The sequence below is a fragment of the Micromonospora sp. NPDC005553 genome (assembly GCF_042871765.1).
Taxonomy (GTDB): domain Bacteria; phylum Actinomycetota; class Actinomycetes; order Mycobacteriales; family Micromonosporaceae; genus Micromonospora.
Genome location: NZ_JBIAJD010000001.1, coordinates 784,972 through 809,563, shown reverse-complemented (window position 1 = coordinate 809,563; position 24,592 = coordinate 784,972). Strand labels below are relative to the sequence as shown.

Annotated in this window: 21 protein-coding genes; 7 read left to right on the top strand and 14 right to left on the bottom strand. The window is 71.8% G+C overall.

The window, feature by feature from the left end; genetic code table 11:
* Positions 1-27: 27 nt before the first annotated feature.
* From ACFYPG_RS03725 to ACFYPG_RS03715, 3 genes are read right to left on the bottom strand one after another with little or no spacing between them, the layout of a single operon-like run.
* Entirely contained in the window at positions 28-684 is a 657-nt protein-coding gene (locus ACFYPG_RS03725; RefSeq protein ID WP_355006180.1) for a response regulator transcription factor, read from the bottom strand.
* Entirely contained in the window at positions 681-1,976 is a 1,296-nt protein-coding gene (locus tag ACFYPG_RS03720; RefSeq protein ID WP_387350069.1) for a sensor histidine kinase, read from the bottom strand. Before ACFYPG_RS03720 ends, ACFYPG_RS03725 begins: the two co-directional genes overlap by 4 nt.
* 42 nt (positions 1,977-2,018) lie before the next feature.
* On the bottom strand, positions 2,019-4,046 hold the full coding sequence (locus ACFYPG_RS03715) for a serine hydrolase domain-containing protein (RefSeq protein ID WP_387350068.1): 2,028 nt from the start codon (positions 4,044-4,046) through the stop codon (positions 2,019-2,021).
* A 250-nt stretch (positions 4,047-4,296) separates the two neighbouring features.
* Between ACFYPG_RS03715 and ACFYPG_RS03710 the strand changes: the two genes are divergently transcribed.
* Positions 4,297-5,013, top strand: coding sequence for a hypothetical protein (locus ACFYPG_RS03710; protein WP_355006177.1), 717 nt, complete (start codon positions 4,297-4,299; stop codon positions 5,011-5,013).
* Here ACFYPG_RS03710 and ACFYPG_RS03705 read toward each other — a convergent pair.
* Entirely contained in the window at positions 5,010-6,374 is a 1,365-nt protein-coding gene (locus ACFYPG_RS03705; RefSeq protein WP_355006176.1) for a serine/threonine-protein kinase, read from the bottom strand. The two genes, ACFYPG_RS03710 and ACFYPG_RS03705, sit on opposite strands and share 4 nt — an antisense overlap.
* 56 nt (positions 6,375-6,430) lie before the next feature.
* Between ACFYPG_RS03705 and ACFYPG_RS03700 the strand changes: the two genes are divergently transcribed.
* Together ACFYPG_RS03700 and ACFYPG_RS03695 are read left to right on the top strand one after the other, a co-directional pair.
* Positions 6,431-6,979 (top strand): RNA polymerase sigma factor, encoded by a 549-nt coding sequence (locus ACFYPG_RS03700; RefSeq protein ID WP_355006175.1) that lies wholly within the window; start codon positions 6,431-6,433, stop codon positions 6,977-6,979.
* A 156-nt stretch (positions 6,980-7,135) separates the two neighbouring features.
* Positions 7,136-9,217, top strand: a complete 2,082-nt coding sequence (locus tag ACFYPG_RS03695; RefSeq protein WP_355006174.1) for a PQQ-dependent sugar dehydrogenase — start codon at positions 7,136-7,138, stop codon at positions 9,215-9,217.
* A 63-nt stretch (positions 9,218-9,280) separates the two neighbouring features.
* On the opposite strand, the gene ACFYPG_RS03690 is transcribed toward ACFYPG_RS03695, so the two are convergent.
* From ACFYPG_RS03690 to ACFYPG_RS03670, 5 genes are all read right to left on the bottom strand, one after another.
* Complete coding sequence (locus ACFYPG_RS03690; protein WP_355006173.1) at positions 9,281-10,048, bottom strand: hypothetical protein; 768 nt, start codon at positions 10,046-10,048, stop codon at positions 9,281-9,283.
* A gap of 59 nt (positions 10,049-10,107) precedes the next feature.
* A complete protein-coding gene (gene helR / locus ACFYPG_RS03685; RefSeq protein WP_387350065.1) occupies positions 10,108-12,255 on the bottom strand; it encodes an RNA polymerase recycling motor ATPase HelR in 2,148 nt (715 codons plus the stop codon).
* A 142-nt stretch (positions 12,256-12,397) separates the two neighbouring features.
* A complete protein-coding gene (locus ACFYPG_RS03680; RefSeq protein ID WP_355006171.1) occupies positions 12,398-12,778 on the bottom strand; it encodes a YccF domain-containing protein in 381 nt (126 codons plus the stop codon).
* Between the two features lie 50 nt (positions 12,779-12,828).
* Positions 12,829-13,443 (bottom strand): STAS domain-containing protein, encoded by a 615-nt coding sequence (locus ACFYPG_RS03675; RefSeq protein ID WP_355006170.1) that lies wholly within the window; start codon positions 13,441-13,443, stop codon positions 12,829-12,831.
* Between the two features lie 14 nt (positions 13,444-13,457).
* On the bottom strand, positions 13,458-13,769 hold the full coding sequence (locus ACFYPG_RS03670) for an STAS domain-containing protein (RefSeq protein WP_355006169.1): 312 nt from the start codon (positions 13,767-13,769) through the stop codon (positions 13,458-13,460).
* A gap of 150 nt (positions 13,770-13,919) precedes the next feature.
* Between ACFYPG_RS03670 and ACFYPG_RS03665 the strand changes: the two genes are divergently transcribed.
* From ACFYPG_RS03665 to ACFYPG_RS03650, 4 genes are all read left to right on the top strand, one after another.
* Positions 13,920-14,603 (top strand): response regulator transcription factor, encoded by a 684-nt coding sequence (locus tag ACFYPG_RS03665; protein ID WP_387350063.1) that lies wholly within the window; start codon positions 13,920-13,922, stop codon positions 14,601-14,603.
* Complete coding sequence (locus ACFYPG_RS03660) at positions 14,600-15,955, top strand: sensor histidine kinase (protein ID WP_387350061.1); 1,356 nt, start codon at positions 14,600-14,602, stop codon at positions 15,953-15,955. The genes ACFYPG_RS03665 and ACFYPG_RS03660 overlap by 4 nt, the downstream gene beginning before the upstream one ends.
* Positions 15,955-16,515, top strand: coding sequence for a GerMN domain-containing protein (locus tag ACFYPG_RS03655; RefSeq protein ID WP_387350060.1), 561 nt, complete (start codon positions 15,955-15,957; stop codon positions 16,513-16,515). The genes ACFYPG_RS03660 and ACFYPG_RS03655 overlap by 1 nt, the downstream gene beginning before the upstream one ends.
* A 107-nt stretch (positions 16,516-16,622) precedes the next feature.
* Positions 16,623-17,219, top strand: coding sequence for a hypothetical protein (locus tag ACFYPG_RS03650; RefSeq protein ID WP_355006165.1), 597 nt, complete (start codon positions 16,623-16,625; stop codon positions 17,217-17,219).
* Positions 17,220-17,268: 49 nt separating this feature from the next.
* Here the strand turns inward: ACFYPG_RS03650 and ACFYPG_RS03645 are convergent, their stop codons facing one another.
* The 5 genes from ACFYPG_RS03645 to ACFYPG_RS03625 form a co-directional block, all read right to left on the bottom strand.
* On the bottom strand, positions 17,269-19,185 hold the full coding sequence (locus ACFYPG_RS03645; RefSeq protein ID WP_387350058.1) for a glycerophosphodiester phosphodiesterase family protein: 1,917 nt from the start codon (positions 19,183-19,185) through the stop codon (positions 17,269-17,271).
* A 99-nt stretch (positions 19,186-19,284) separates the two neighbouring features.
* Positions 19,285-19,929: a response regulator gene (locus ACFYPG_RS03640; RefSeq protein ID WP_387350057.1), complete on the bottom strand. Its 645-nt coding sequence runs from the start codon at positions 19,927-19,929 to the stop codon at positions 19,285-19,287.
* Complete coding sequence (locus ACFYPG_RS03635; protein WP_387350056.1) at positions 19,929-21,146, bottom strand: sensor histidine kinase; 1,218 nt, start codon at positions 21,144-21,146, stop codon at positions 19,929-19,931. The genes ACFYPG_RS03640 and ACFYPG_RS03635 overlap by 1 nt, the downstream gene beginning before the upstream one ends.
* A gap of 101 nt (positions 21,147-21,247) precedes the next feature.
* Complete coding sequence (locus tag ACFYPG_RS03630) at positions 21,248-23,788, bottom strand: FtsX-like permease family protein (protein ID WP_387350054.1); 2,541 nt, start codon at positions 23,786-23,788, stop codon at positions 21,248-21,250.
* The gene (locus ACFYPG_RS03625; RefSeq protein ID WP_387350053.1) at positions 23,785-24,537 is read right to left on the bottom strand and encodes an ABC transporter ATP-binding protein; all 753 of its coding nucleotides are present in this window, start codon (positions 24,535-24,537) and stop codon (positions 23,785-23,787) included. The genes ACFYPG_RS03630 and ACFYPG_RS03625 overlap by 4 nt, the downstream gene beginning before the upstream one ends.
* Positions 24,538-24,592: the final 55 nt, after the last annotated feature.

Genomic DNA, 24,592 nt, shown 5'->3' with positions numbered 1-24,592 from the left:
CCGCCGGGCAGCGGACCACTGTCGCTGTCACCGGTGGACCACCCCGTTCTGGTACGCCCACACGACGGTCTGTAGCCGGTCCCGTGCGCCGATCTTGGTCATGGCGCGCCCGAGGTGCGACTTGACAGTGCTGGTCTCGATGAAGAGCCGCTCGGCGATCTCGACGTTCGACAGGCCCTGCGCGAGCAACTCCACGATCTCGGTCTCCCGCGCGGTCAGCTGGTGCGCCGCCGCCGCGTCCGAGCGGGGAGCGGGCGTACGCCTGGCGAACTCGGAGATCACCCGACGGGTGACGGCCTGGTCGACGAGCCCGTACCCGCTCGCCAGCCGACGGATCGCCTCGATCAGCTCCTCGGGCTCACAGTCCTTGAGGATGAACCCGCTGGCGCCGGACTCCAACGCGCCGAAGACGTACTCGTCGAGGTCGAAGGTCGTCACGACCAGCACCGCCGGTGGCGTCCCGCTCGCCTCGGCGACGATCTGCCGGGTCGCGGTGAGTCCGTCGCCGTGCGGCATCCGGACGTCCATGCAGATGACGTCCGGTTGCAGCCGGCGGGCCAGCTCGACGGCGGTGGACCCGTTCGACGCCTCGGCCACGACCTCGATCTCACCAGCCTGCTCCAGGATGACGCGAAAGCCGGCGCGGACCACTGCCTGGTCGTCCACGAGCATCACTCTGATCATGCTGGGGCCTCTTCCTTCGGGCGGGATGCGGCGGGACCGTTCGTCGGGAGCGTCGCGGCGACCGACCAGCCACCGGCCGCCGTCGGACCGGCGGAGAACGTCGCCCCGACCAGCTGGGCCCGCTCACGCATGCCCACCAGGCCGACGCCACCGGTGCGTGCCGCCGGTACGCGTCGCGGCGCGGCGGGTTCGTTCACCACCTCCAGCGACACCGAGCGGGGCTCGAAGCGGAGCACCACCCGCGCCGCAGCGCCCGGAGCGTGCTGGCGTGCGTTGCTGAGCGACTCCTGCGCGATCCGGTAGAGCGCGACGTCAGCGATCGGCGGCACCTCGCGCTGCTCGCCCTCCCGGACGAACTCCACCGGACCGGCGAGGTCGCCCGCGGTGCGGACGAGGTCGTCGAGCATGCCCAGCCCCGGCACCGGAGTGGCACCGTCGCCGCCCTCGTGCCCCGGTCTGCCGCGCAGCACACCGACGACCAGCCGCAGGTTGTCCAGGGTCTCCTTGCCCTGGCTACGGATCCAGGCCACACCGGCCTTCGCGGCCGCCGGGTCCCGGTCGATCAGGCGCTCGACCGCCGCCGCCTGCACGACCATGCCGGAGAGGTGGTGCGCGGCCACGTCGTGCAACTCCCGGGCCATCCGGGAACGCTCCGCGCCGATCGCCGCCTGGACCTTCGTGCGCTGCTCCCGGATCGCCTCGTCCGCCCGTACCCCGACCAACTCCACGTAGCGTCGGTAGGTGGCCACGTAGCCGCCGACGAAGGTCGCGCCGGCGTATGTCAGGGCGCTCGCCGAGACGTACGCGATGGCCGTCAGCAGATCCGGGGTCACCACGACGGCCGCCCCGATCGACTCCACCACCACGACCGCGCTGCCGGCCAGCAGCGCACGGCGAACCGGCAGCAACGACCCGACCGTGTACGCCGCGACGAACGGTGCGAGGCCCCGGATGGTCGCCTCCGGCAGTGAGAAGCCGATGATGGGCAGTTGGAGGCCGACGACGAGCGCGAGGCAGAGCAGTGGCCGGACCCGACGCAGGCACAGCAGCATCGCCTGCGCGCAGCTGATGGTGACGAGCAGCCAGGCCCGCGCCGGGTCGAACGACACCCCATCTTCCGGTGCCACGAACCAGAACAGCGCGGTGAGCAGTACGAACGTCAGGACGGTCAGCGCCGCGGCCAGCAGGCAGTCCCGGCGGAACACGCCGTTCACCCCGAGCCGGGTGAGCCGTCCGTCGAGCCACTTCGTCAGTCGCGGTGTGCCGGGTTCGGTGTCGACGTGGTCCCTCATGCGGTGCGCATCCTTGCTCCGGATCGTCCCGGGTCGGGCGGGTCAGTAGGAGATGCTAGGCGCGAGCAGCTGGAACTCCACGGCGAACCAGCCCGCTCCGGCGAGAGCGAACAGGATCAGGCTGCTGCCGGTGATCCGTCGCCAGCCGACGTGGCGTCGCAGGTCGTCGACGAGCCGGACGGCGGCGGGCAGCACTCCGAGCAGACCGACCAGTTGCAGCACCTGGACGGTGCGCAGTGCGGGCCCGGGAACGTCCTGGAGGCTCATGATGCTGCCGATGGCCAGCACCCAACCGGCGAACGCGAGCAGCGTGCCGGCGACGGCGAGGCGGCTCAGGATCCGCGCGGTGCGCCCCGCCCGTTCCCGGGGAGCGCGCCCGAGCCGACGGCGGACGATCGCGCCGACCGGCCAGGACAGCACGGCGAGCAGCAGCACGACGGTGGACATGGCCAGCACCGGGACGGCCACGGCGGAGGCGCGGGCCGGCTCGGCGGGCAGCAACGCGAACGCGGAGTCGAAACTGATCGCCTCGACCCGGTCGTCGGTCGCCCGCATGGCGATCGTGCGCTGCCCGTCGACCTCGCGCCAGACCCAGGGCGCCACCTCCTCGTAGAGGGCGGGAGAGTCCGACAGCGGGCCCGGGTCCACCAGCAACCGGTCGCCGTCGGCAACGCTGACAGTGGTCCGACCGACCAGGCCGATCGCCGTCAGGAAGTTGCTCCCGATCGCTCGCGATGACTCGTAGGTGCCGGCGGCCAGCGCGGCGTGCTCGGCGGTGGTCGCCGGGTCCACGCCGACGGTCTGCTGGTCGCCGCGGGCGGGGAAGTAGCGGTCGGCGAAGCCGTTCACTACCGAATCGCGAAGCTCGTGGCTGTCGAGGGCGCCGGAGCCGTTGCTGTTGAGGGACAGGAAGATTCCGGCGCGGTCGTCGGGGTAGATCTGCAGGTGCGAGTGGAAGTACTTGGTGTCGCCGCCGTGGCCGAGGATCCGGTGGCCGTTGCGGTCCTCGGCGAAGAATCCGAGGGTCATCCGGGGCCCGGCGGCCAGCGTGCCCAACGACGTCGCGTCGAGTGCCGGCCGCTGCATGAGCTCACGGGTCGGTTGGTCCAGCAGGGGCGCGAAGCCCACCGGCTCGCCGAGCTGGGCGAGCATGAATCGGGCCATGTCCGTCGCCGGGGCGCTCAGCGCACCGGGCGGGGGCGTGCCGACGATCTCGAACGGCACGGCGGGCCCGGCGGAGGTGTCGTACCCGTTGGACATCCGGTCGCGCAGCGCCGCCGGGAGGGGCTGCTCGAAGGTCGACGACGGCATGCCCGCGCGGTCCAGGACGTTGCGTTGGACGTACTCCTCGAAGCGCGTTCCGCTGACGCGTTCGACGATGTAGCCGGCGAGCGCGTTGCTGTAGTTGGAGTACGCGGGGACGGTGCCGGGCTGGTAGATCTGCTCCGGTGGGTCGGTCATCAGGGCCTTGCGCAGGTTGAGGTCGCTGCCGTCGGTGCCGATGAGGCCGGCGATCCGCTCCTCGAAGCCGGCGGTGTGCGTCAGCAGGTGCCGCAGGGTGACGGCCCGCTCGTGGCGCAGAGGCAGTTCGAAGTCGAGGTACGTCCTGACGTCGGTGTCGAGGTCGAGCTTCCCGTCCTGCACGAGTTGCAGCACCGCGGTGGCGGTGACGAGCTTCGACACCGATCCCATCCGGAACAGATGACGGTCCGGGTCGACCGGTACGCCTGCCTTTCCGCCTCCGCCGGTGTCGGCGTACCCGTACCCCCGGGTTGTGAGGATCTTGCCGTCGTTCACGACGGCGACAGTGGCTCCCGCGATGCCGGTACGGTCGAGTGCGGCCGGCAGCAGGCCGTCGAGCCAGGCGTTGACGTCGGCGCCCGTCAGGGTGGAACCCGCCCCGCTCGCGGCGGCCGGTGCCGCTGGAGCGTCGATGGGCGGTGCGGGGTCGTGCTGCGCCGCTCCGCAGCCAGCGGCGCTGACAGCGATGACGACAGTGGTCAGGAGCACCGCGCCGAGTCGGACGACCGGCCGGGGTGCAGCGGGGGCGAGAAGGGAAAGAGAGCGCATCGTCTGCCTGTGCCTTTCCTAAGCGAACGGGTGTCCGGAGCAGGTCCGTACGGCGTCACCCGATGCCGTGGAACAAGCCTGTTCGAGTGACCGCCCCGAGCCATCTGGCGCGAGACGGCAATGCGCTTACGACTTGAGGTGGAGGGCGGGTGCGCCGATGGTGGGCAGAAGTGCCGCCCCGGTCGCGTGAACCATCGCCCGTACCGGCGCATCAGACCCTGTGACAGACCCCGCGGAGGAAGGACCACCCATGCGCGGCAACCTGCTCGTCGGTGCGATGCTCACCCTCACGTTCGTCGCCGGTTGCACGTCGCCGGTGAATCGGGTCGGCGGCGACGCCGGGCCCGCCGGCTCTCCGTCCACCAGCGCGAGCCCGTCGAGCCCGTCGGTGTCGAGCGCTGCGGCGACCGGCAGCGCCACCCCGGGTGCTCCGACCACCCGTAGTACCACCCCGGGTGCTCCGGCCACCCGCACCTCAGGGCCGGCCACGCCGGTGAGCGAGATCAGGCGGACCGACTGGCCCAACGCGGTCATCCGCGATCTGAAGTTCTGCGGCGAGTCCGACGACTCCGTGACGTTCCGGAACGGGTCGAACGGCTTCGACATCCCCTGCCGGATCCTGCCGAACGGCGCCCGGCCGGTGTACGCCGAGTTCATCACCGAGGAGCCGGCGAACGCGCCGTCGACCGAGGACGCGCTCGTCCTCGTCGAACTGGGCAACTCCGGCGCCGCGCGGCGGCAGGCCCTCGTGCCGGTCCAGCTCGACTACACCGGCCGGGTGCGGTGGGCGCGGCCGGTCATTCTGGGGGACGCTCCGAGTCCGAGCGGAGACCGGGTCATGACGTTCGTCTCGTATCGCGTCGTGCGTGACAACACCGTGCAGGCCACCGTCCGCAAGCTCGACGGCGGCACCGAGACGCGTCGATGGCGCACTGTCGATTTCGCCGGCAACTGGGAACGGTACTAGCGTTGCGTGGCCCGCGACGTGTCCACCCGCAGTGTGCCGAGGATCTCGTCGGTGCGGTCGACGTCGTCGATCTGTTTGACCTGGACGTACACCCCGAAGGTGCCGGCGGCAGCGACCAGGGTGACCTCGCTGAACGACGTCTGCGTGCCCCCGCAGCGCGCCCAGTGCCGGACGGTCCCACTGAACGCGGCGACGCTGACCGCCCGACCGGCGACGGGGGCGCATCCGCTGTGATCGGGCAGCGCCGGCTGCTCCGCTCCGCGCAGAGCACGGCTCACTCCCACGAAGACCCCCGGTGTCACGCTGTCGACATCGGACCAGTCGCTGAGGTCCGCCCCGATGAGCAGGCCGGGGCGGCGCTCGTCGGAGAGACCGATCACCGCCGGGTCCCAGCCTCCGTCGCGCAGTTGCCGCGCCCAGCCGTCCGGAACGGCCACCGAGACAGCGCCGGTCGCGTCACCCACCCGTGTCCAGCTGTGCGGCGCGGTGGAGGCGGTGGCGGATCCGGCCATGACCAGTGTCGCGGCCACGGTGCCGACGGCGGCGAGGAGCCGGCGGCTGCGCCGCAGCGGCGGTCGGGCCGCGAGCTGCCGGCTGGCCAGCAGACCCTCCAACGCCGAGGCGTACGCGGCAGCGGTGGGCCAGCGGCGGCCCGGATCGCGATGCAACGCCCGGCGGACCGCGCGTTCGACGGCGACGGGCACGCGGGGTGCCGCCACCACCGGCTGCCCGGGCGGCGAGCCGGTCACCATGTGGTGCGTCAGCGCGCCGATCGCGTACACGTCGGCGCGCACGTCGATCCCACCGCCGGGGACGAGCTGCTCCGGCGCCATGTAGGCGGGCGTGCCGGCGACCACTGTGAACCCGGACGCGTGCGCGAGCGTCTTGGCCAGCCCCAGGTCGGCCACCAACACCCGGTCGCCGGTCGGGGTGGGGTCGAACAGCACGTTGGACGGCTTGAGGTCACGGTGCAGCACGCCGTTGTCGTGCAGCACCGCCACCGCTCTGGCGATGGCGGCGGCTATCCGCAGCGCCTCGCGCACCGGCATCGGCCCGCCGGTCAGCCGGTCGGCGAGCGTGCCGCCGGCGGCGTACGTCATCACCAGGTACGGCCGGCCGTCGGGCAGCTCACCCACGTCCAACACCCGGACCAGGTGATCGGAGTCGACCTGCCGCATGAACCGGGCCTCCTGGCGGAAGCGCCCCCGGATGTCGGCCCGCTGCGCCCAGTTGTCGGCGAGCACCTTCACGGCCACCGACGAGTGCAGCTCGTCGTCGTACGCCAGCCACACGGTGGCGAACGCACCGGCGCCGACGGGGCGTGCGATGCGGTACCGGCCAACCTGCGGCGGGATGGACACGGTCGTATTATCCGGCGGCCGGGGCTCCGGTGACGCCCACGAGCGGGGGAGCGCGGGTGGTGAAGGAATCTGACACCGAGGAGCTGGCGAGGCGGGCGGCGGCCGGTGACAGCGCCGCACTCGACGCGCTGCTGGCCGCGATCGGTCCACGGGTGCTGGAGCAGTGCGGGCGGTTCCTGCCCTGTCGGCAGGACGCGGAGGAGGCGGCGCAGGACGCGTTGTTGCAGGTGGCCCGGCACATTCAACGCTTCGAGGGGCGGTCGCTCTTCTCCACCTGGTTGCACACCGTGGTCGCCAACTGCGCCCGCCAGACCTACCGCTCGTTGCGGCGACGAGCAGCCGAGCGGCCCAGCGCGCTGCTGCCCGTCGACGTGGCCGACCCCCGTACGACGAGCGTCATCGCCGGGTCGCGCCTCGACCTGCTGGACGCGCTGGACCGGCTGGAGGCGCACCGGCCGGAGTTGGCGACGGCCCTCGTGCTCCGCGACCTGTGTCAGCTCGACTATCAGGAGATCGCCGGGCAGCTGGGCATCCCGATCGGCACGCTGAAGTCGCGGATCCATCACGCCCGTCGCCACGTCCGGGAGACGATGCGGGACAGCTGAGCGATGCGTACGCCGTTCTGCAGGTTTGCCCCCGATCGAGGGACATCGTTTGACTTGTGCGACCAATGCATCTTTGATGGTCGATGTGCATGTTCGGCGTGGTCGGGCGATTCGTCGTCTGGGTGGGCCGGTCGATGCCCTGAGCCTGGAGGACTGATGCGAGTCGTCGCACGGAGGAACTCACTACGCCCACGACGACGGCTGTTGCCGGTGGCGATGGCGGCGGTGACGCTGCTGAGCCTGGCCGTCGGTGTGCCGGCGTCCGCCGCGGCGCCCTCGACAGTCGTCGGCGTGGCCAGCGGTCGTTGCCTGGACGTGGTCGGCAACGTCAGGACCGCCGGTGCCGGCATCAACATCTACGACTGCACTGGCCAGGCCAATCAGGCGTGGACCTTCACCTCGAGTGGTGAGCTGCGGGTCTACGACGACACGATGTGCCTGGACGTGGTCGGTCAGGACACCACCGCGCCGGCGGCGCTACAGATCAACAACTGCACCGGTGGGGCGAACCAACGCTGGCGGACCACCACCTCGGGGACGATCGTCGGCGTCCAGTCCGGCCTGTGCCTGGACGTGAACGGCGCCGGCACCGCCAACAGCACCACAGTCGGTCTCTGGACCTGCAACGGGCAGTCCAACCAACGGTGGACGACGTCCTTCGGCAGCGCCGACAGCCAGCCGCCGACGGCGCCGGGCAGCCCTCGGGTCAGCGGTCTGACCTGCAACTCGGTGACGTTCGCGTGGAACGCCTCGACGGACAACGTCGCGGTGGCCTTCTACGACATCTACCACGACGGCCAGCTGATGACGTCGGTGAGCGGTACGACGCTCTCCACCAACCTGACCGTGGTTGCCGGGGCGACCTGGGGTCTGTACGTCAACGCCCGCGACGCCGCCGGCAACGTGTCGCAGGCGAGCGCCACCGTCTCGATCACACCGCCGCCCTGTCAGGCCGACAGTCAGCCGCCCACCGCGCCGCAACAGCTCACCGGCACCGCGTCGGGCACCACTGTGACGCTGCGCTGGACCGCGTCGACCGACAACATCGGGGTGCGGGCGTACGACATCTACCGGGCCGGCGCGAAGGTGGGCACGGTCACCGGCGCGCCGCCGGCGACCACGTTCACCGACAGCGGCCTGACGGCGAACACCTCCTACCAGTACTACGTGGTGGCTCGGGACGCGCAGGACAACGCCTCGTCGCGCAGCGGCACCGCGACGGTGACCACCGGCGCGGCGTGCGCCAACCCGGTGTGCGGGGTGCGGCAGGTCACCACCGACACCGACATCCCGTGGGGTCTGGTGACGTTGCCCGACGGCAGCGTGCTCTACAACCGGCGCGACGCGCACGACATCATCCAGCTCAACCCGAGCACCGGGGCCAAGACCAACCTGGGCACCGTGCCGAACGTGCAGAGCACCGACGGTGAGGGTGGCCTGTTGGGGCTCGCCATCTCGGCCAGCTACTCCAGCGACCGTTGGCTCTACGTCATGCACACCTCGCCGAGCGACAACCGCATCGTCCGGATCCGGCTGGAGAACGGGCGACTCAACACCGCCAGCGAGCAGGTCCTGCTCAGCGGCATCCGGCGTAACAAGTACCACGACGGTGGTCGCCTGCGGTTCGGCCCGGACGGCAAGCTGTACGCCAGCACCGGCGACGCCCAGAACGGCAACTACGCCCAGGACCGGTCCAGCCTCGAAGGCAAGATCCTGCGACTCAACCCGGACGGCACCGTCCCCTCGGACAACCCGTTCGGCAACTACGTGTGGAGCTACGGCCACCGCAACCCGCAGGGGCTGGCGTTCGACTCGCAGGGCCGGCTGTGGGAGCAGGAGTTCGGCAACTCGGTGATGGATGAGACCAACCTGATCACCAAGGGTGGAAACTACGGCTGGCCGGCCTGTGAGGGCACCAGCGGCGCTTGCGGTACGGCCGGCTTCATCGCGCCGGCGCGCACGTACCCGACTGCCGAAGGGTCCTGCTCCGGCATCACGATCGTCCGCGACGCGCTCTACGTGGCCTGCGCCCGAGGCGCTCGGATGTACCGCGCGGTGATCAGCGGCAGCAGCCTGACGAACGTGCAGACGTACTTCAGTGGCACCTACGGCCGGCTGCGGACGGTCGAGCCGGCTCCGGACGGCGGGCTGTGGCTGACCACCACCAACGTCGGTGACAAGGACAGCACCCCGAACAACAGCAACGAGAAAATTCTCCACGTCACGTTGGGTAACTAGTTCCGCATCCCACCAGGGCCGCCTCGGGGCAGCCCTGGTGGGATGAGCGGTGGGACGGCCCGGTCAGAGGCCGAGGTCCGGCCAATGCGGGTCGTCCCAGCGGGCCGGTCCGGCGAGGCCGAGCAGTCTGATCCGGTGCAGCCGCTTCGGGTCGGCGCCGATCATCCGCAGCCGGGCCGGGGCGTGCTGGAGCAGCCAGGCGGTCAGCTCCACGCGGAGCCTCTCCTCCTCGTCGCCCGTGAGTTCCCAGGTGCTCCACGGCAGATCTTCGCAGAGCAGGTCGTACTCCCACTCTCCGAAAGCCTCGGCGAGCCGCTGATTCGCCAGGGGGCTGGTTGCCGTCGCCCAGGCGTCGAGCCAACGGCCGAGCACGCCAGAGGCTTCCACGAGCATGGCCAGCACCGCGTGCGGCGGCACCTCGGCGTCTGGGTCGGTGAGCGTGACGACCCACCAGGCGTCCAGGAACTCGCGGATCGCCGTCGACTGCTCGGTGGGCCACTCCTGCCAGCGGCCGAGCGCGAACGCACGGCCCGCATGGTCCATGCTGGCCAGACGCTCTACCTCGCCGCTGACCAGGGCCGCGGCGAGTTGGGGCAGGATCCGGCGCAGCATGGCGGCGGGGAAGCCCCAGTCGCCGGCCCAGTACGTGCGACGCAGGAGGTCCGGGTCCAGCTCGACGTCCGGGGTCTTGAGCAACGCAAGTTCTTCCGCGCTGCCCCAGTGGCACTCGCAGTTGCCGTCGTCGGGGTGGGCGGTCATCCCACGGAAGGTAATGGCGAGATGGGCCAGTGCGGCGTCGAGTCGACGCCGTGGGGGCGTGGGTTGCGTCATGGGGATGCGCCTTCGCGGACTCCGGCGGCGCGGCAGCCGAAGAGCGCGACGTTACACCCTCAGCTGCTGGTCAGAAGCACGAGTTGCTGGGTCGCCCTGGTCATCGCGACGTAGCGGTCGACCGCCCCCTCGATGCCGGTGCCGAACGCCTCCGGGTCGACGAGGACGACCAGGTCGAATTCGAGGCCCTTGGCCTGCTCCGGGCTCAGAGAACGGACCCGGGACGTCGGCGCGAAGGTAGGGTCGCCGATCACGCAGGCGATTCCTTCGGCGTGGTCGGCGAGCCAGGTGTCGAGGATCGACAGCAGGTCGGCGGCCGAGCCGTGGACGACGGGGAGCCCGTTGCCGCGGATGGAGGTGGGCACGTTGGCGTCGGGGAGTACGCCCCGGATGACCGGTTCGGCCTCCGCCATGACCTCCGCCGGCGTCCGGTAGTTGATGGTCAACGAGGCCACTGTCACCCGGTCGAGCCCGACCCGCTTGAGCCGTTCCTGCCACGACTCGGTGAACCCGTGCCGGGCCTGGGCGCGGTCCCCCACGATGGTGAAGCTGCGCGACGGGCAGCGGGCCAGCAGCATCTGCCACTGGGCGTCGGTCAGCTCCTGCGCCTCGTCGACGACGATGTGTGCGAACGGGCCGGCCAGCAGGTCCGGGTCGGCGTCCGGCAGCGCGGAGTCGTCGACCAGGACGTCGCGCAGGTCGGGTTGGCGCAGCATCGCCAGCAGACCCTCGCCGTCGTCGTAGGTGTCGGCCGCCAGCAGCTCGTCGACGACCCGGGCCATGTGCTCGCGTTCCACGGCGGCGGCGGGGTCGCGCCGCCGGGTGCGCCCCGCCCTCTCCGCGTCGCCGAGCCGCTGCCGGGCCGCGTCGAGCAGCGGCAGGTCGGACACGGTCCAGGCCCGGGGCTCGTCGCGTTGCAGCTTGCGGACCTCCTCCGGGCTGAGCCACGGCGCGCACCTGCGCAGGTACGCGGGCACCGACCACAGGTCACCCACGAGATCGGCCGCGTCGAGCAACGGCCAGGCGCTGTTGACGGTCGCCCGCAGCTCCCGGTTCCGCAGCAGCGAGTCACGGAGCACGGCGTCCGGCTCCTCGCCGTCGTACCGGTCGATGAGGATGGTCAGCAACTCCTCCCAGATGTCCTCGCGCGCCTCGTTGTGCGGGGTGCCCGGACCCGGCGCCTGGAACGCGTCGGCCCAGTCGTCGGCGCTCAGGCGGACGTCGGAGTCGCCAACCGTGATCGTCATCGGGGCGACGGGTGGGTCCTCGTAGAACCGGACGGCCGCGTCGATCGCCCGGACCAGCTCGGCCGAGGACTTCAGCCGGGCCACGTCCGGGTCGGCGTCGACGGTAGCCGTGGCCCCCTCTTCGACGAGGTCGCGCAGGGTGCAGGTCTGCACGTCCTCCTCTCCGAGGCTGGGCAGGACGTCGGCGACGTAGGCCAGGTAGGGCTGGTGCGGCCCCACGAAGAGAACTCCACCCCGGCGTTGACCGAGGCGCGGGTCGGAGTAGAGCAGGTACGCGGTGCGGTGCAGGGCGACGACGGTCTTGCCGGTGCCCGGACCGCCGTCGACCACGAGGGTGCCGGCCGACCCCGCCCGGATGATGGCGTCCTGGTCGGCCTGGATCGTGCTGAGCACGTCGCGCATCCGGGCCGACCGGGCGCCGCCCAGACTGGCGATGAACGCGGACTGGTCGTCGAGCGCGACGGCGTGCCCCACGAACCCGTCCGGGGTGAACACCTCGTCCCAGTAGTCGCTGATCCGGCCGCGGGTCCAGCGGTACCGGCGGCGGCTCGCCAGGCCCATCGGGTTGGCATGGGTCGCGCCGAAGAACGGCTCGGCGGCGGGTGAGCGCCAGTCGAGCAGCAGCCGCTGGCCCGCGCTGTCGGTGAGGCCGCGACGTCCGACGTACACCGGCTCGGGGTTGTCCGCCCCGACGACGTGGCCGAGGCACAGGTCCAGCCCGTAGCGGCTCAGCGAGCGCAGGCGGGCGGTCAGCCGGCGGACCTCCTCGTCCCGGTCGACGGCCTGCCGGCCCTTGCCGCCGGGCGCCCGGCGGGCGGTGTCCAGACGGTCGGACAGCTCGGCGTTCAGCTGCGCGAGGCCCTGCGCCATGGCCGCGAAGTGCCGCTCGTCGTGGGCGATGAGCGCCGGGTCGGCCTTGGGGGCGAGGTGATCGGGAAGGTCGAACACGGAGGTGGGCAAGGAATCCAATTCATGACTTCCATTTCGGCAGAATCTGGCCTCGGCCGACGATTCTGCGTCATAAACGGGGTCTTGCCGCAAGCCCCCCAGTGCGCTATAAATTAGAAGTGGCGGGAGACCAGAGGTCTCCCGTTTTCCCTGTTCAGGGCGCGTCGACGACCTCACGGCCGAGCGGCCAGAACGCCGCCGGTACGAGCTTGAAGTTGGCGATGCCGAACGGGATCCCGATGATCGTCACGCAGAGGGCGATGCCCGCGAGGATGTGCGAGAGCGCTAGCCACCAGCCGGCCAGCACCACCCAGAGGATGTTCGCCAGGCCGGAGCCGACGCCCACGCCCGGCTTGGGCACCAGGGTGCGGCCGAAGGGCCACAGCGAGTAGACCGCGAGGCGCAGCGAGGCGACGCCGAACGGGATGGTGACGACCAGGACGAAGCAGATCAGCGCGGCGATGCCGTAGCCGACCGCCAGCACGAGGCCACCGCCGAAGACGAGCCACAGCACATTCAGTACGAAACGAATCATTACTCCAGCATGAAACATGCTCGCCACCTGGTCGCCTCGCCCCCGTTCCCTCAACGGGAAACGGCCACCGCGTGGCCCTCGGGGAGGGGCCTCCCGCCACCTTCGGAGAGCTCGGCGAGGGCGTGGTCGCGGCTGTCGAAGATCGGGAAGGCCCCGTCCAGACGCATGGTGTGCAGCACGGTGCGGATGAATCGCGACGGCGCGGCGAGGCAGAGCGTGACACCCCGTTCCCGGGCGTCACGGTGGGCGCGCACGAGCAGACCGAGGCCGGTCGAGTCGATGATGTGCACCCGGCTCAGGTCGACCACGACATGCCCGCCCACCTCGGCCACGTGCCGCAGCGCCGTGCGCAGGTTGTCGCCGGTGTCGAGGTCGATGTCACCAGTGGCGGCGATGACTGTCGTGCCGTCGAGGTGGTCGATGCCGAGGATGCCACCGGGGCCATGCTCGTCGCACGACGCCTGGCCACCGGTCGAGGCGGGCAGGAGGCTGCAGTGCGGGCAGCGGTGCGGCCCGGTGGCGAAGGGGGAGCCGCTCCAGCCGTGTTCGGCCACCAGGGTCCAGACGACCTCGGCGTCGGGGAGCACGCACGCGGTGCCGCGGATGGTCTCGCCGCAGGTGTCGCAGATCAGGGTCATCAGATACTCGTCCGGGACGACGGTCATGCTGCTGGTCCTTCCTAGTTGACGATCGGGAGCACCTGATCCAGGCGGGTGATCTGCAGGATGCGCCGGACCCGGGGGTTCGGATCGCGGACGGTGAGGGCCGCGTCGGCGCGAGTCAGCCGCCGGTGCACGTCGAGCAGCAGGCCGATGGCGGCGGCGTCGAGGTGTTGGCAGTCGGACAGGTCGAGCACGACCTGCGCGGGGCGCAGCGCCAGCAGTCGGTCGAACACTGCGCCGACCTCCGGCAGACAGGCCAGATCGAGTTCGGTGACGCGAACCTCGACCAGCGGCAGCGTGTACCTCGCGGGCAGCACCGGCGTCGCCATTGCCGTACCCCTCTCCGTCGACCTTGCCTCCTCCCCACCGTGCTGCGCGGGGTTGGCGGTCACTGCAAGGCTCTGTGACAGTTGTGTGACAAAACCGCCGGCCGGCGGGCACGGTTGGCCGCCCGGCGGTCGGCCGAGGATGATTCCGGGATGACGGCCGTACTGGTGATCGAGGACGACGACCGCATCCGGCTCGCGCTGCTGCTGGCACTTGAGGACGAGGGCTACGACGCCCTCGGCGCGGCCACGGCCGAGGAGGGCCTGCGCGCCCAACGCCACCACCCGGCCGACTACGTGCTCGTCGACCTGATGCTGCCCGGCCTCGACGGCTTCGAGTGCATCCGACAGTTGCGCCGAGACGACGACGTGCCGATCGTGGTGGTCAGCGCCCGTGACGGCACCGACGACATCGTGGCCGCCCTCGAAGCCGGCGCCGACGACTACGTGGTCAAACCCGTGGCCATCCGGGAGCTGACCGCCCGCCTGCGGGCTCTGCGCCGCCGTGCCCGGCCGGTGGTCACGACGCCGGAGCCCGTGCCGGCGGTCGCCTTCGGCGAGTTGGAGATCAGTCCGGAGGCGGGTGAGGTGCGCCGCGCCGGCCAGCAGGTCACTGTCACCCGCACCGAGTTCCGGCTGCTCTGTGAGCTGGCCGAGCACGCTGGTCGGGTGCTGTCGCGTCAGCAGTTGCTGCAACGGGTCTGGGGGTACGACAGCGGCGACGAACGGCTCGTCGACGTGCACGTCGGTCGGCTGCGGCAGAAGATCGAGCTGGACCCGGCGAACCCCCGGCACCTGGTCACCCTGCGGGGCCTTGGCTACAAGTTGCAACGATGAGACGCCTCGGACTGCGTACCCGGGTGACCGCCGCGTTCGCCGTCGGCGCGCTCCTGCTCTCGGCGTCGATGGCCCTGATCTCCTACGAGTTGACCCGCCGGTCCCTGCTCGACGACCGCGAACGCATCGCCCTGCGGGCGGCCTACTTCGACGCCGCCGTGGTGCATGCCGGCCTCGATACCGACACCCCGGACGTGGTGGAGGTGCTCCGGTCGTTGGACACCGGCGGAAGCCGTCGACCGGTGCTGCACCTCAACGGCGAGTGGTACGCGAGGGCCGCCGATCCCGGCACCACGGCCGCCATCCCCGACGAGCTGCTCCGGGTCGTCTCCGCCGGGGAGCCGGCCGTGCAGCGTGTCCGCGTCGACGGGCAACCGGCCCTGGTGGTCGGTGTGCCGTTGTCCGCGTCCGCGACGTACTTCGAGGTCAACTCTCTGCGCGAGCTGGAGCAGACCTTCCGGGTGCTGGCCCTCGCGCTGACCAGCGTCGCGGTGCTGGTCGCCGGATCCGGCGCAGCCCTCGCCTGGTACGCCACCCGACACGGGCTGCGGCCGCTGACAGCGGTCGCCGACGCGGCCGAGAAGATCGCTGCCGGTGACTTCACCGCCCGGCTCGACCCGGCCACCGACCCTGACCTCACCCGCCTCTCCTCGTCGTTCAACCAGATGGTCGACCGCCTCGCCCTCCGCATCGAACGGGACCGCCGGTTCGCCGCCGACGTCAGCCACGAACTGCGGTCCCCGTTGCAGACCCTCGCCGCGGCGGCCAGCGTCCTGGCCCGCCGTCGGGAGCACCAGGACCAACGGACCGCCACCGCCGCCGGGCTCGTCGCCGACGAGATCGATCGTTTCCAACGGCTCGTCAACGACCTGATCGACCTGGCCCGCAGCGACCAGCCGGCCCACCGTGCCCCGGTGGACGTGGTGGAGCTGGCCCGGGAGACCTGCGACGCGTACGACCTGCCGGGCACCCTCGTCAGCCTGGCACCGGACGTGCCCACGACGTGGCAGGTCGAGCGGCGGCGGGTCGCCCAGATCCTGGCGAACCTGCTCGACAATGCCGTCACCTACGGCGGTGGCCCGGTGGCTGTTCGCCTGGACCGGGACGGGGACAGCGGCGTCATCGAGGTCGACGACGACGGTCCGGGCGTTCCCGTCGAGGACCGCGAGGCGATCTTCGACCGGTTCGTCCGGGGGCGAGCCGCCCACACCCGTGGCGCCGGCGACGGCACCGGCCTGGGGCTGGCGCTGGTCGCGCAGCACGCCGCCGCGCACGCGGGGCAGGTGACGGTCGCCGACCGTCCGGGCGGGGGCGCCTGTTTCCGGGTCACCCTGCCGGGGAGCCTGTCGTGATGCCCCGCCGTCTCGTCCCGTTGGCCCTCGTTGTGCTGTTGACCGGATGTGGCATCCCCACCGACGACACCCCACGCGCGGTGCCGGCCCCGCGAGGGCCGCTGAACAGCGCCGCTCCCGCCGACACCACCGCACCGGCCGGCAGCGCCGCCGAGACGCTCTGCCTGGTCCGGAACAACCGCATCGTCCCCGTGGTCCGGCGCGTCGACAGGGCACCCAGCATCGCGGACCAGTTGCGGCACCTGCTCGCCGGGCCCAGCGGGGCCGAACGGGACAGCGATCTGACCAGCGCGCTGCCGGGGGCGGTCAACGCCGCTCTCGCGACAGTTACCGGGACGCAGGCCGTCGTCGCTGTGGACGAACCCGCCGAGGTGGGGGGTCGCAGCGACGAGGTCCTCGCCTTCGGGCAGATCGTCTGCACTCTCACCAGCCGCGAGGACGTCTCCACAGTGGCCTTTCTGCGCGACGGCAGGGCTCTGGGCGTGCCCCGGGCCGACGGCTCCCTGTCGAGTGTGCCGCTCACCCGCGGCGACTACGCCCCCCTCATCAGCGAACGCTGAACGCGAGGTCTCGGGGTTGCTCGGTGGAAGACCTGAGACGAAAGCCAGGGCGAGGCGAGGGAAGCTCCCGGAGGTCGGCAGTCGCCGGCGGACACATGCTGACTGGCATGAAACGCGCTGCGCTCTACGTGATCGGCGGCCCGGTCGGCATCGTGGCCTACGGCCTGGTCCGGCTGTGGGGAAAGTCAGACGGGGTGTACGGCCCCGGGCTCGACTGGCAGGCCGCCCACCTGGCCGCCCTCGCCGGCATGGTCTGCTTCGTCCCGGGTGTGCTCGCGCTGTCCGGCCTGCTGCCCCGCAGTCCGTGGCGCACCGGGGTGGTGGCTGGCACGTTCGTCGGCCTCGCCGCGACGATGGTGCAGTTCGGCGCGGACATCGTCGAAGGTCTGCTGGCCGAGGACCGGGCGGAGATGTCGAGGCTCGGCGCGGAATTCAAGGACATCCCCGGCGTGGAGGTGGCCTTCTACAGCGTCGTACCCCAGTTCTTCTTCCTCGGCCTGCTCGTGCTCACGGGCATGCTCGCCGCCCGACGGCGGCTGCCGTGGTGGAGCGTGCCGCTGCTCCTCGTCGGCATCGTCCTGCCGGCGGTCACCCTCGACCTGCTTCCCATCGGCGGCCTGTGCATGGCGCTGGCGTTGGCCCCGGCGCTGCCACTGGTACGACAGCGGGGCGAACGTGCCGGGTCACCGGTCGGCATCCACTGAGGACCGGGGTGGCGCTGGCCCCATCGGACCAGCGCCACCCATCGGGTCGTTACTTCAGGGCGAGGGTGCGGGCGTCGGCGGCGATGACGCTGGCGACCTCCGCCGGCACCAGCTTGCCGGCCTGCCGGTCGGCGTAGGTGGCCAGCTCGGCGTACTGGGCGTGGGCCAGCCTGATGGTCATCGCAGTGACGGCGGCCGGGTCCGCGCCTGAGGTGAGGATCAGGTAGCCGAGGCCAGACTGGCTAACCGTCACGGTGAAGGTGCTGGTCGCCGTGGCGGTGCCCTCGGGCCCGGTCGCCTCGGTGGTGATGGTGTGCCGGCCGGCGGTCAGCTTGGCCAGGTCGAGCTTGCGCCCGGCGGCCGACTTCTTACCGTCCAGCGTCACGGTGACGGTGTCGGCGTTGGTCGCGGCGACCGCGATCACCGGTGACTGCGCCCGGTCCAGCCGAGCCCCGTCGGTCGGCGAGGTGATCTGCACGGTCGGGTCGGCGGGGGCCCGCTGGACGAACGCCGAGTTCCAACCGACCAGCTCCGCCGCCCGGTTGGTGATGATCGCGTCGGTGCCGATCCGCTCCAGCCGCTGCCACAGGCCGGCGGAGTCCATCGTCCACGCCATCACGGCGACACCGGCTGCGTGCAGCGGGGCGACGACCTCGGGCTTGGCCAACAGCACGTTGCCGTCCGGGTTGTACGCGGTCAGGTGCAGCTCCTTCGCGATCGCCACCGGGTCGGCGTCCAGGGTGCTGCGGAGCAGGCCGAGCGGCAGCTCGGGGGCGATCTCGTAGGTGTACTTCAGAGCGTCGACCTCGAAGCTCTGGATGAAGACCCGGCCCAACATCTGCTCGTCCCGGATCACCTGGATGATCGTGGCGACCTCGTCGCGGGTGTGCTTGCCCTTGATCTCCACGAGCAGGTTTCCACCCCGCATCCGCAGGTCGGCGAGCTGCTCCGCGAGGGTGGGCACCCGCTCGCCGACGTACTGCGGGCCGAACCAGGAGCCGGCGTCGAGCGCCTTGATCTGCGCGGCGGTCAGGTCCCGGATGTTGCCGGTGCCGTCGGTGGTCCGGTCGACGGTGCCGTCGTGCAGGATGAACGGGACGCCGTCCCTGCTCGGCTGGACGTCGTTCTCGATCCAGTCGGCGCCGCCCCTGCGGGCGATCTCCTGGGCGACGAGGGTGTTCTCCGGTGCGGCGGCGGACGCGCCCCGGTGGGCGATCACGGTGAGCGGGCTGCCCTCGGGGCGGAGGTAGCCGTTCGGCGCCAGCTCGGTGACGGTGACGTCGTCGTACGACACGGTCGCGCCGTTGACGAAGAGCCCTTGGACGCCGTCGGCGGAACGCTGGAGGCTGCTGGTCCGCATCGCCTCCCGCCCGTCGAAGATCCAACGGGCCTGGTTGCCGTGCACCTCGACGGCGACGCGCACGTCCCGGCCGGTGCCGGCGGCGGACGGGGCGGAGGCGGTGTTCGTCACGACCCAGGCGTTGGCAGCGGTCCGCTGGGCGAATTCGAGCCCGTTGGCGGCGGTGGTGCCGCTGCGCATGGTGGCGATCCACCAGGGGGTCGCGCCGCTGGCGGGGACGTCGATGCCGAGCGAGGCCCAGCGGGTGGCGGCCGAGACCGACTCGAAGCGCATGGTCGCCTCGAGGCGGAAGTCGTTCAGGTGCCGACCGAAGGTGATCTTGTTGTTCTCGCTGGAGCTGGCGGAGGTTCCGTACAGTCGGCCGTTCTCGACCTTCCAGGTGCCGTCGACCGCGTGCCAACCGGCGGGCAGCGACCCGGCCGAGAAGTTCTCCGAGACGACGACGTTGCCCGGCTCGGCGGTGGCGGGCGACGAGGTCGCAACCGCGACCGCGACGGCGGCGCCGGTGACGGCGAGGACGGAGATGGAGGCAGCGGCCCGGTTACGCAGGGCGCCGAGGCGCGACCCGGCGCGACGAAGCGACGGTGATGCGGCGAGGACAGTCATGGTCGGAACGCTACGAAGCACGCCCGAACTGATGATCAATCAAGCATGGCTGCCGCCGGAACGCCGGGTGTACGCGCTCGATCTACGCGTCCCGGCACGCTAGTGATTGAGGTAGGCGAGCACCGCGCGGACACGTCGGTTGGCGTCCTCGGCAGGCGGCAGGTCGAGCTTGGCGAAGATGTTGGTGATGTGCTTCTCCACCGACACCGGCGCCAGGACGAGCGCCGCGCAGATGGCCGCGTTGGACAGGCCCTGAGCCATGAGGCCGAGTACCTCCCGTTCCCGTGCGGTGAGCCCGTCGATGCCGTGGTTACGGCTGTTGCGGGTGAACAGCTGGCGCACCACCTCGGGGTCGAGGGCGGTGCCCCCGTTGGCTACTCGCGTCACCGCGTCGAGGAAGTCGTCGAGTGCGGTGACCCGGTCCTTGAGGAGGTAACCGACACCGCCCCGGCCGTCGGCGAGCAGTTCCACGGCGTAGGCCCGTTCGACGTACTGGGAGACGATGAGCACCTTCGTGTCCGGGTCCGTGCCGCGCAGCGTCAGGGCGGCCTGGAGCCCTTCGTCCCGGAACCCGGGTGGCAGCCGTACGTCGACGATGGACAGGTCGGGCCGGTGCTCGGTGACGGCCGCCAGCAGGGCGGGCGCGGTGTCGACGGCGGCTACGACGGTGTGGCCGGTGTCGGTCAGCAGCCGCACCAGGCCGTCTCGAAGCAGTAGCAGGTCCTCTGCGATCACGATGCGCATCAGTAGGGCAGCCTCGCGGACAGGACGGTGGGACCGCCGAGTGGACTGGTGATGGTGAGCCGGCCGTCTAGTGCCTCGACACGGCGGCGCAGGCCGTCGAGCCCGGACCCGGCCGGGTCGGCGCCGCCCTGGCCGTCGTCGGTGAGCGTGACGGTGACCGTACCGGCGCCTCGGACGAGGGTGACGACGCAGGTCCGGGCCTCGGCGTGCTTGCCCGCGTTGGCGAGACCCTCCGCGATGACGAAGTAGGCCGCCGACTCGACCGCTGGTGGGTACCGCTCCTCCGGGTCGCCCCGGACCTCGACGGCGAGAGGACTGTCGCCGGCCAGGGCGGCGACAGCGGCGTGCAGCCCCCGATCGGTGAGGATCGGCGGGTGGATGCCACGCACCAGTCGGCGTAGCTCGGTGAGGGCGTCATCGAGTTGCCGGCGGGCAAGATCCACATCGGACGCGGCGGTCGCGCCGCTCGGCAGCTTGCGGGAGGCCAACGCCAGCGTCATGCCGGCGGCCACGATCCGGGCCTGGGCACCGTCGTGCAGATCCCGCTCGATCCGACGCAGCTCCGCGGCCTGGGCGTCGACGACCCGACGGCGGCTCTGCGCGAGGCGCGCGGCCTCCTCGACCAACTGCCCGTGTGCGCCGGGCGCCAGCAAGCCGCGGGCGGCGCGGGCCTGGGCCCGCCCGGCGGTCCGCAGCAACCACGCGGTCACCGGTAACAACAGCACGCCGAGCACGGTCAGGCCGAACCGACCCGGCACCGTCGTCATGAGCGGACGCATCGGGAACGGCGCGTGCGGGTTCGGCACCGCCCACGCCCACAGCGGCGCCACGACGGCGGCGAGATCGACGACGGTGACCACGATGGCGGCGATCCCGCCCGCCAGGCCCAGCGGGAAGACCGTGATCAGCCAGGCCAGGTCGCGCCAGGTGGCGGGCTGCACGGCGACCGCACGGACCCGCTGCCGGACGGTGGCACCCTCGATTGGCAGGTACGGTGCCGCGATGGCGCCGCCGAGCACCCAACCCGCCCGGCGGCGCTCCAGGTCCGCAAGGCGTCGGGTCACCCAGGTCGCGCCGAGGAAGGCCGGGCCGCCGAGCTGCGTGATCGCCAGCAGGCCGACCCCGATGGTGGACGCCAGGCTCCAGCCGAGACCTACGACGCCCGCGACGAGGCTGCTGAGCAGGTATGCCAGCGCCGAAGCCGTGGTACGGATCATCGCGGCGATCCTACCGGCGGCACCGTCCCGGACCGCCGGCCGGACCCGGCCCCGGATGATCCCGAGGACGAGCCCGAGTGGCGTTCCGGCCGGCACCACCGTCAGCGCCCGTCGCTCAGCGCCGGCAGGCCGCGTCGGCGCAACAGAGCCCGGGCCGGTACGACGCCCGCGACCAGCCCGAGCGCCGCCACACCGCCGAGCATCCCCACGTACGTGCCGGCGTCGACGACAACCCGCAAGGTGCCGTCCTGCGCCGAGCTGAACGCGCCGACCACGATCGCGGTGACCAGTGCGCCCAGCACCAGCCCGACAGCAACCGTGATCATCGCCTCGCGGTCGACGAGCCGGTGCAGCTGCCCTGTCGTCGCACCGGCCAGCCGCAGATCGGCGAACTCGCGGCGGCGCGCCGCGGTGGCGATGGCGAAGGTGTTGACGACGGCGACCGCCGTGAAGCCGAGGGAGATGACCACCATGAGTTCCCAGGCGCCCTGCTGGTTCTGCGAGTCACCGGCTGGCGCCGCACCGAGCGCGGGAGTCAGCCGCAGTCCGGGCCACGACGCGGCGATCCGGTCCGGCACGTCGCCGGAGTAGCGCAGTCCAACCGTGTTGACCAGCCCGCGCGGGTCGTGTGCCGCCACCAGCTCCGCCGGCAGAACCAGGTCGCCGAAGCCACGGGCCCGGGCGTACACCCCGGCCAGGCGGAGGTCGACCTGGTGGCCGTCGGCAAGCCAGACCCGCACGTCGTCGCCCACCCGCCAGCCGTACTGGTCGGTCACGTACGCACTGGCGGCGAACGCGCCCGTGCCCGGTAGCGTCCCGGCACGCAGATCGAGGTCGAGCGCCGACTCGGTGCCGGCGGTCAGCAGACCCTGGCTGGCGAAGTCCTCGGGCTTGCCACCCTGCTCCACGATCGCTCGGGTCGGCAGCGTCGCCGCCGCACCGGTCACCCCGTCCAGTGCGACGAGCCGTTCGACGGTGTCGAGCGGAAGGCCACCGGGTGCCGTCACCTGTGCCGTCGCGGCCGCCGTCCGGTCCTCCTGCTCCTGCCCGGCCAGCTGACCCAGAAGGGCACTGTTGAGCAGCATGGTGGCGTTGAGCGCGAACATGAGCACGAGCGGGACGGCGACCGCCGCGACCCTTCGCCGCTCGGCCCTGGTGACCAGACCGGCCAGCCAGCCGGTCGGGCCGCCGACGCCGACGACGCGGGACACCGGTGTCGTCAGCGCCCGGACCAGCGACGGGCCGAGGGCCGCGACCGTGCACAGCAGCAGGGCGGACGACACGAAGCTCATGCCCATGCCGAGGGGCCCGTCGAGCGGCACGAAGACGAGCAGGGCGATCGCCCCGGCGGTGGTCACCACCGCGACGGCGATCCGGGCGACCAGCCCACCGGTGGGTGCGTTGGCGGTCTCGGCGAGTGCCTGCGTCGGGGCGATCCGCACCGCGCGGCGGCCGGCGACCCGGGCACCGACGAAGGTCACCACCATCCCGGCCGCCACGGCCGCGACGAGCACGATCACGTTGGTCCGTACGACGAACTGGGCCGGCACCGCGCCCAGCTCCCGGAATCGGGCGGCCACCACGTGGGCGAAGACCACACCCAGCGGCGCGCCGGGCAACGCGGCGGCCCCGGCGAGCAGGAGACTCTCCACGCCCAGGAGGCGGCGCAGCTGACCGGGGGTCGCGCCAGCGGTGCGCAGCAGAGCCAGCTCGCGCAGCCGTTGGCGGACGCCGAGCGTCACCGTGCCGGTGAGGACGAAGACGGCCGCGAACGCCGTGATGCCGATGACGAAACCGAAGATCGAGATCGGGCCGATGTAGTCCGGCAGCGCGCCGGGCAGGTCGGCCCGGACGCGGTCGGCACCGGTGAGCACCTCGTGGTCGCCCGCCACCTGCCCGACGGCGTCGCGGAGCGCGACCGGGTCGGTGCCCGGTCCGGCGAGAACGGCCACCGCGGTCGGACCGGGCAGCCCGGAAACCATCGCCACCTCGCCGTCGGCGACGAACAGCGCGCCCTGGGCAGGCAGCCCGTCCCGACCGGACGGCGCCGCGACACCGGACACGGCCATCGTGCGCACGCCCGTCTTGGTGGTGACCATGAGATGCCCGCCCACCGAGGTGCCCGACCGTCTGGCCAGGTCGGCGTCGATGACCACCTCACCCCGACCGGGTGCCGCACCGCTGCGCAACAGGTACGGCGTCAGTGCCGCGGAGGCCCACCCGTGGCCGATCACCAGGGCCCCGTCGGCCCCGCGCAGCGGCCGTCCGTCCGGCGTGCTCGCCTGGACCGGAAAGGCGACGTCCGCGACCGCCGCCGCGACACCCGGAAGGTCGCCGAGTCGGCCGGCGAGGTCGACCGGCAGCGAGCCGGCCCCGGTCAGTCGCTCGGACTTGACCTTGCGCTTGACCTTGGACTTGTCCTTCTTCTGCGTGGTGGTGACCTTCTCGAGGGTGACGCCGCGGTCGCCCGAGACGACGATCGGCGCTGCCGCGAACCGGTTGGCCGGCGGCTTCGCCGTGAGCACGGAGGCGAGCAGCAGGCCACCGCCGACGAACAGGGCCACGGCCAGCAGCGCGGCGAAGAACGTGCCGGCGTAGGCGCCGCGGTGCTGGCGCAGGCTGCCGAGAGCGAGCCGGATCATCGGACGGTCACCGCCATCATCTGCGCAGCGACCTTCTCGGCCGTCGGGTCGGCGAGTTCCGCGACGATTCGTCCATCGGCCAGGAACACCGCGCGGTCCGCCCACGCCGCGGCGGCCGGATCGTGCGTCACCATGACGACAGTCGTGCCCGTCTGGTCCACGGCCTCACGCAGCAACCCGAGCACCTCACGGCCGGTCGACAGATCCAGCGCGCCGGTCGGCTCGTCGGCGAAGATGACCTCCGGCCGGCCGGCGAGCGCACGGGCGAGTGCGACCCGCTGTCGCTGACCGCCGGACAGCCGGCCGGGTCGGTCGTCTTCCCGCCCGGTGAGCCCGACGCGCCGGATCACCTCCCGCGCCCAACCCTGGTCCGCGCGCACCCCGGCCAGCCGTTGTGGGAGCAGGATGTTGTGCCAGACCGACAGCGAGTCCATCAGGTTGTACGACTGGAAGACGAATCCGACCCGCTGTCGCCGGGCCTCGGTGAGTCGGGGCTCACGCAGCCCGCCGATGTCCTGTCCGACGAGGAGCACCCGGCCGCTGTCCGGCCGATCCAGGCCCGCCGCGCAATGCAGGAGCGTTGACTTGCCCGAGCCCGACGGACCCATCACCGCGGAGAACGAACCGGCCTCGAACCCGACCGACACCCCGTCCAACGCCCGGACACCGCCCCCGCCGGCATATGCCTTCGTCACGTCGAGCACTTCGACGACCAGCCCGCGAGCGGGGGTCCCATCGCTGTTTCGCATGGGGAAAGCCTGGTCGAGGCGACGTTCCCGGACCACACGGCGACCCATGATCTGG

Excerpts from the sequence above, each read along its gene's own strand:
- ACFYPG_RS03725 (WP_355006180.1), bottom strand. The coding sequence starts at position 684 with ATGATCAGAGTGATGCTCGTGGACGACCAGGCAGTGGTCCGCGCCGGC.
- ACFYPG_RS03720 (WP_387350069.1), bottom strand. The coding sequence starts at position 1,976 with ATGAGGGACCACGTCGACACCGAACCCGGCACACCGCGACTGACGAAG.
- ACFYPG_RS03715 (WP_387350068.1), bottom strand. The coding sequence starts at position 4,046 with ATGCGCTCTCTTTCCCTTCTCGCCCCCGCTGCACCCCGGCCGGTCGTC.
- ACFYPG_RS03710 (WP_355006177.1), top strand. The coding sequence starts at position 4,297 with ATGCGCGGCAACCTGCTCGTCGGTGCGATGCTCACCCTCACGTTCGTC.
- ACFYPG_RS03695 (WP_355006174.1), top strand. The coding sequence starts at position 7,136 with ATGCGAGTCGTCGCACGGAGGAACTCACTACGCCCACGACGACGGCTG.
- ACFYPG_RS03690 (WP_355006173.1), bottom strand. The coding sequence starts at position 10,048 with ATGACGCAACCCACGCCCCCACGGCGTCGACTCGACGCCGCACTGGCC.
- ACFYPG_RS03680 (WP_355006171.1), bottom strand. The coding sequence starts at position 12,778 with ATGATTCGTTTCGTACTGAATGTGCTGTGGCTCGTCTTCGGCGGTGGC.
- ACFYPG_RS03675 (WP_355006170.1), bottom strand. The coding sequence starts at position 13,443 with ATGACCGTCGTCCCGGACGAGTATCTGATGACCCTGATCTGCGACACC.
- ACFYPG_RS03670 (WP_355006169.1), bottom strand. The coding sequence starts at position 13,769 with ATGGCGACGCCGGTGCTGCCCGCGAGGTACACGCTGCCGCTGGTCGAG.
- ACFYPG_RS03665 (WP_387350063.1), top strand. The coding sequence starts at position 13,920 with ATGACGGCCGTACTGGTGATCGAGGACGACGACCGCATCCGGCTCGCG.
- ACFYPG_RS03660 (WP_387350061.1), top strand. The coding sequence starts at position 14,600 with ATGAGACGCCTCGGACTGCGTACCCGGGTGACCGCCGCGTTCGCCGTC.
- ACFYPG_RS03655 (WP_387350060.1), top strand. The coding sequence starts at position 15,955 with ATGCCCCGCCGTCTCGTCCCGTTGGCCCTCGTTGTGCTGTTGACCGGA.
- ACFYPG_RS03650 (WP_355006165.1), top strand. The coding sequence starts at position 16,623 with ATGAAACGCGCTGCGCTCTACGTGATCGGCGGCCCGGTCGGCATCGTG.
- ACFYPG_RS03645 (WP_387350058.1), bottom strand. The coding sequence starts at position 19,185 with ATGACTGTCCTCGCCGCATCACCGTCGCTTCGTCGCGCCGGGTCGCGC.
- ACFYPG_RS03640 (WP_387350057.1), bottom strand. The coding sequence starts at position 19,929 with ATGCGCATCGTGATCGCAGAGGACCTGCTACTGCTTCGAGACGGCCTG.
- ACFYPG_RS03635 (WP_387350056.1), bottom strand. The coding sequence starts at position 21,146 with ATGATCCGTACCACGGCTTCGGCGCTGGCATACCTGCTCAGCAGCCTC.
- ACFYPG_RS03630 (WP_387350054.1), bottom strand. The coding sequence starts at position 23,788 with ATGATCCGGCTCGCTCTCGGCAGCCTGCGCCAGCACCGCGGCGCCTAC.
- ACFYPG_RS03625 (WP_387350053.1), bottom strand. The coding sequence starts at position 24,537 with ATGCGAAACAGCGATGGGACCCCCGCTCGCGGGCTGGTCGTCGAAGTG.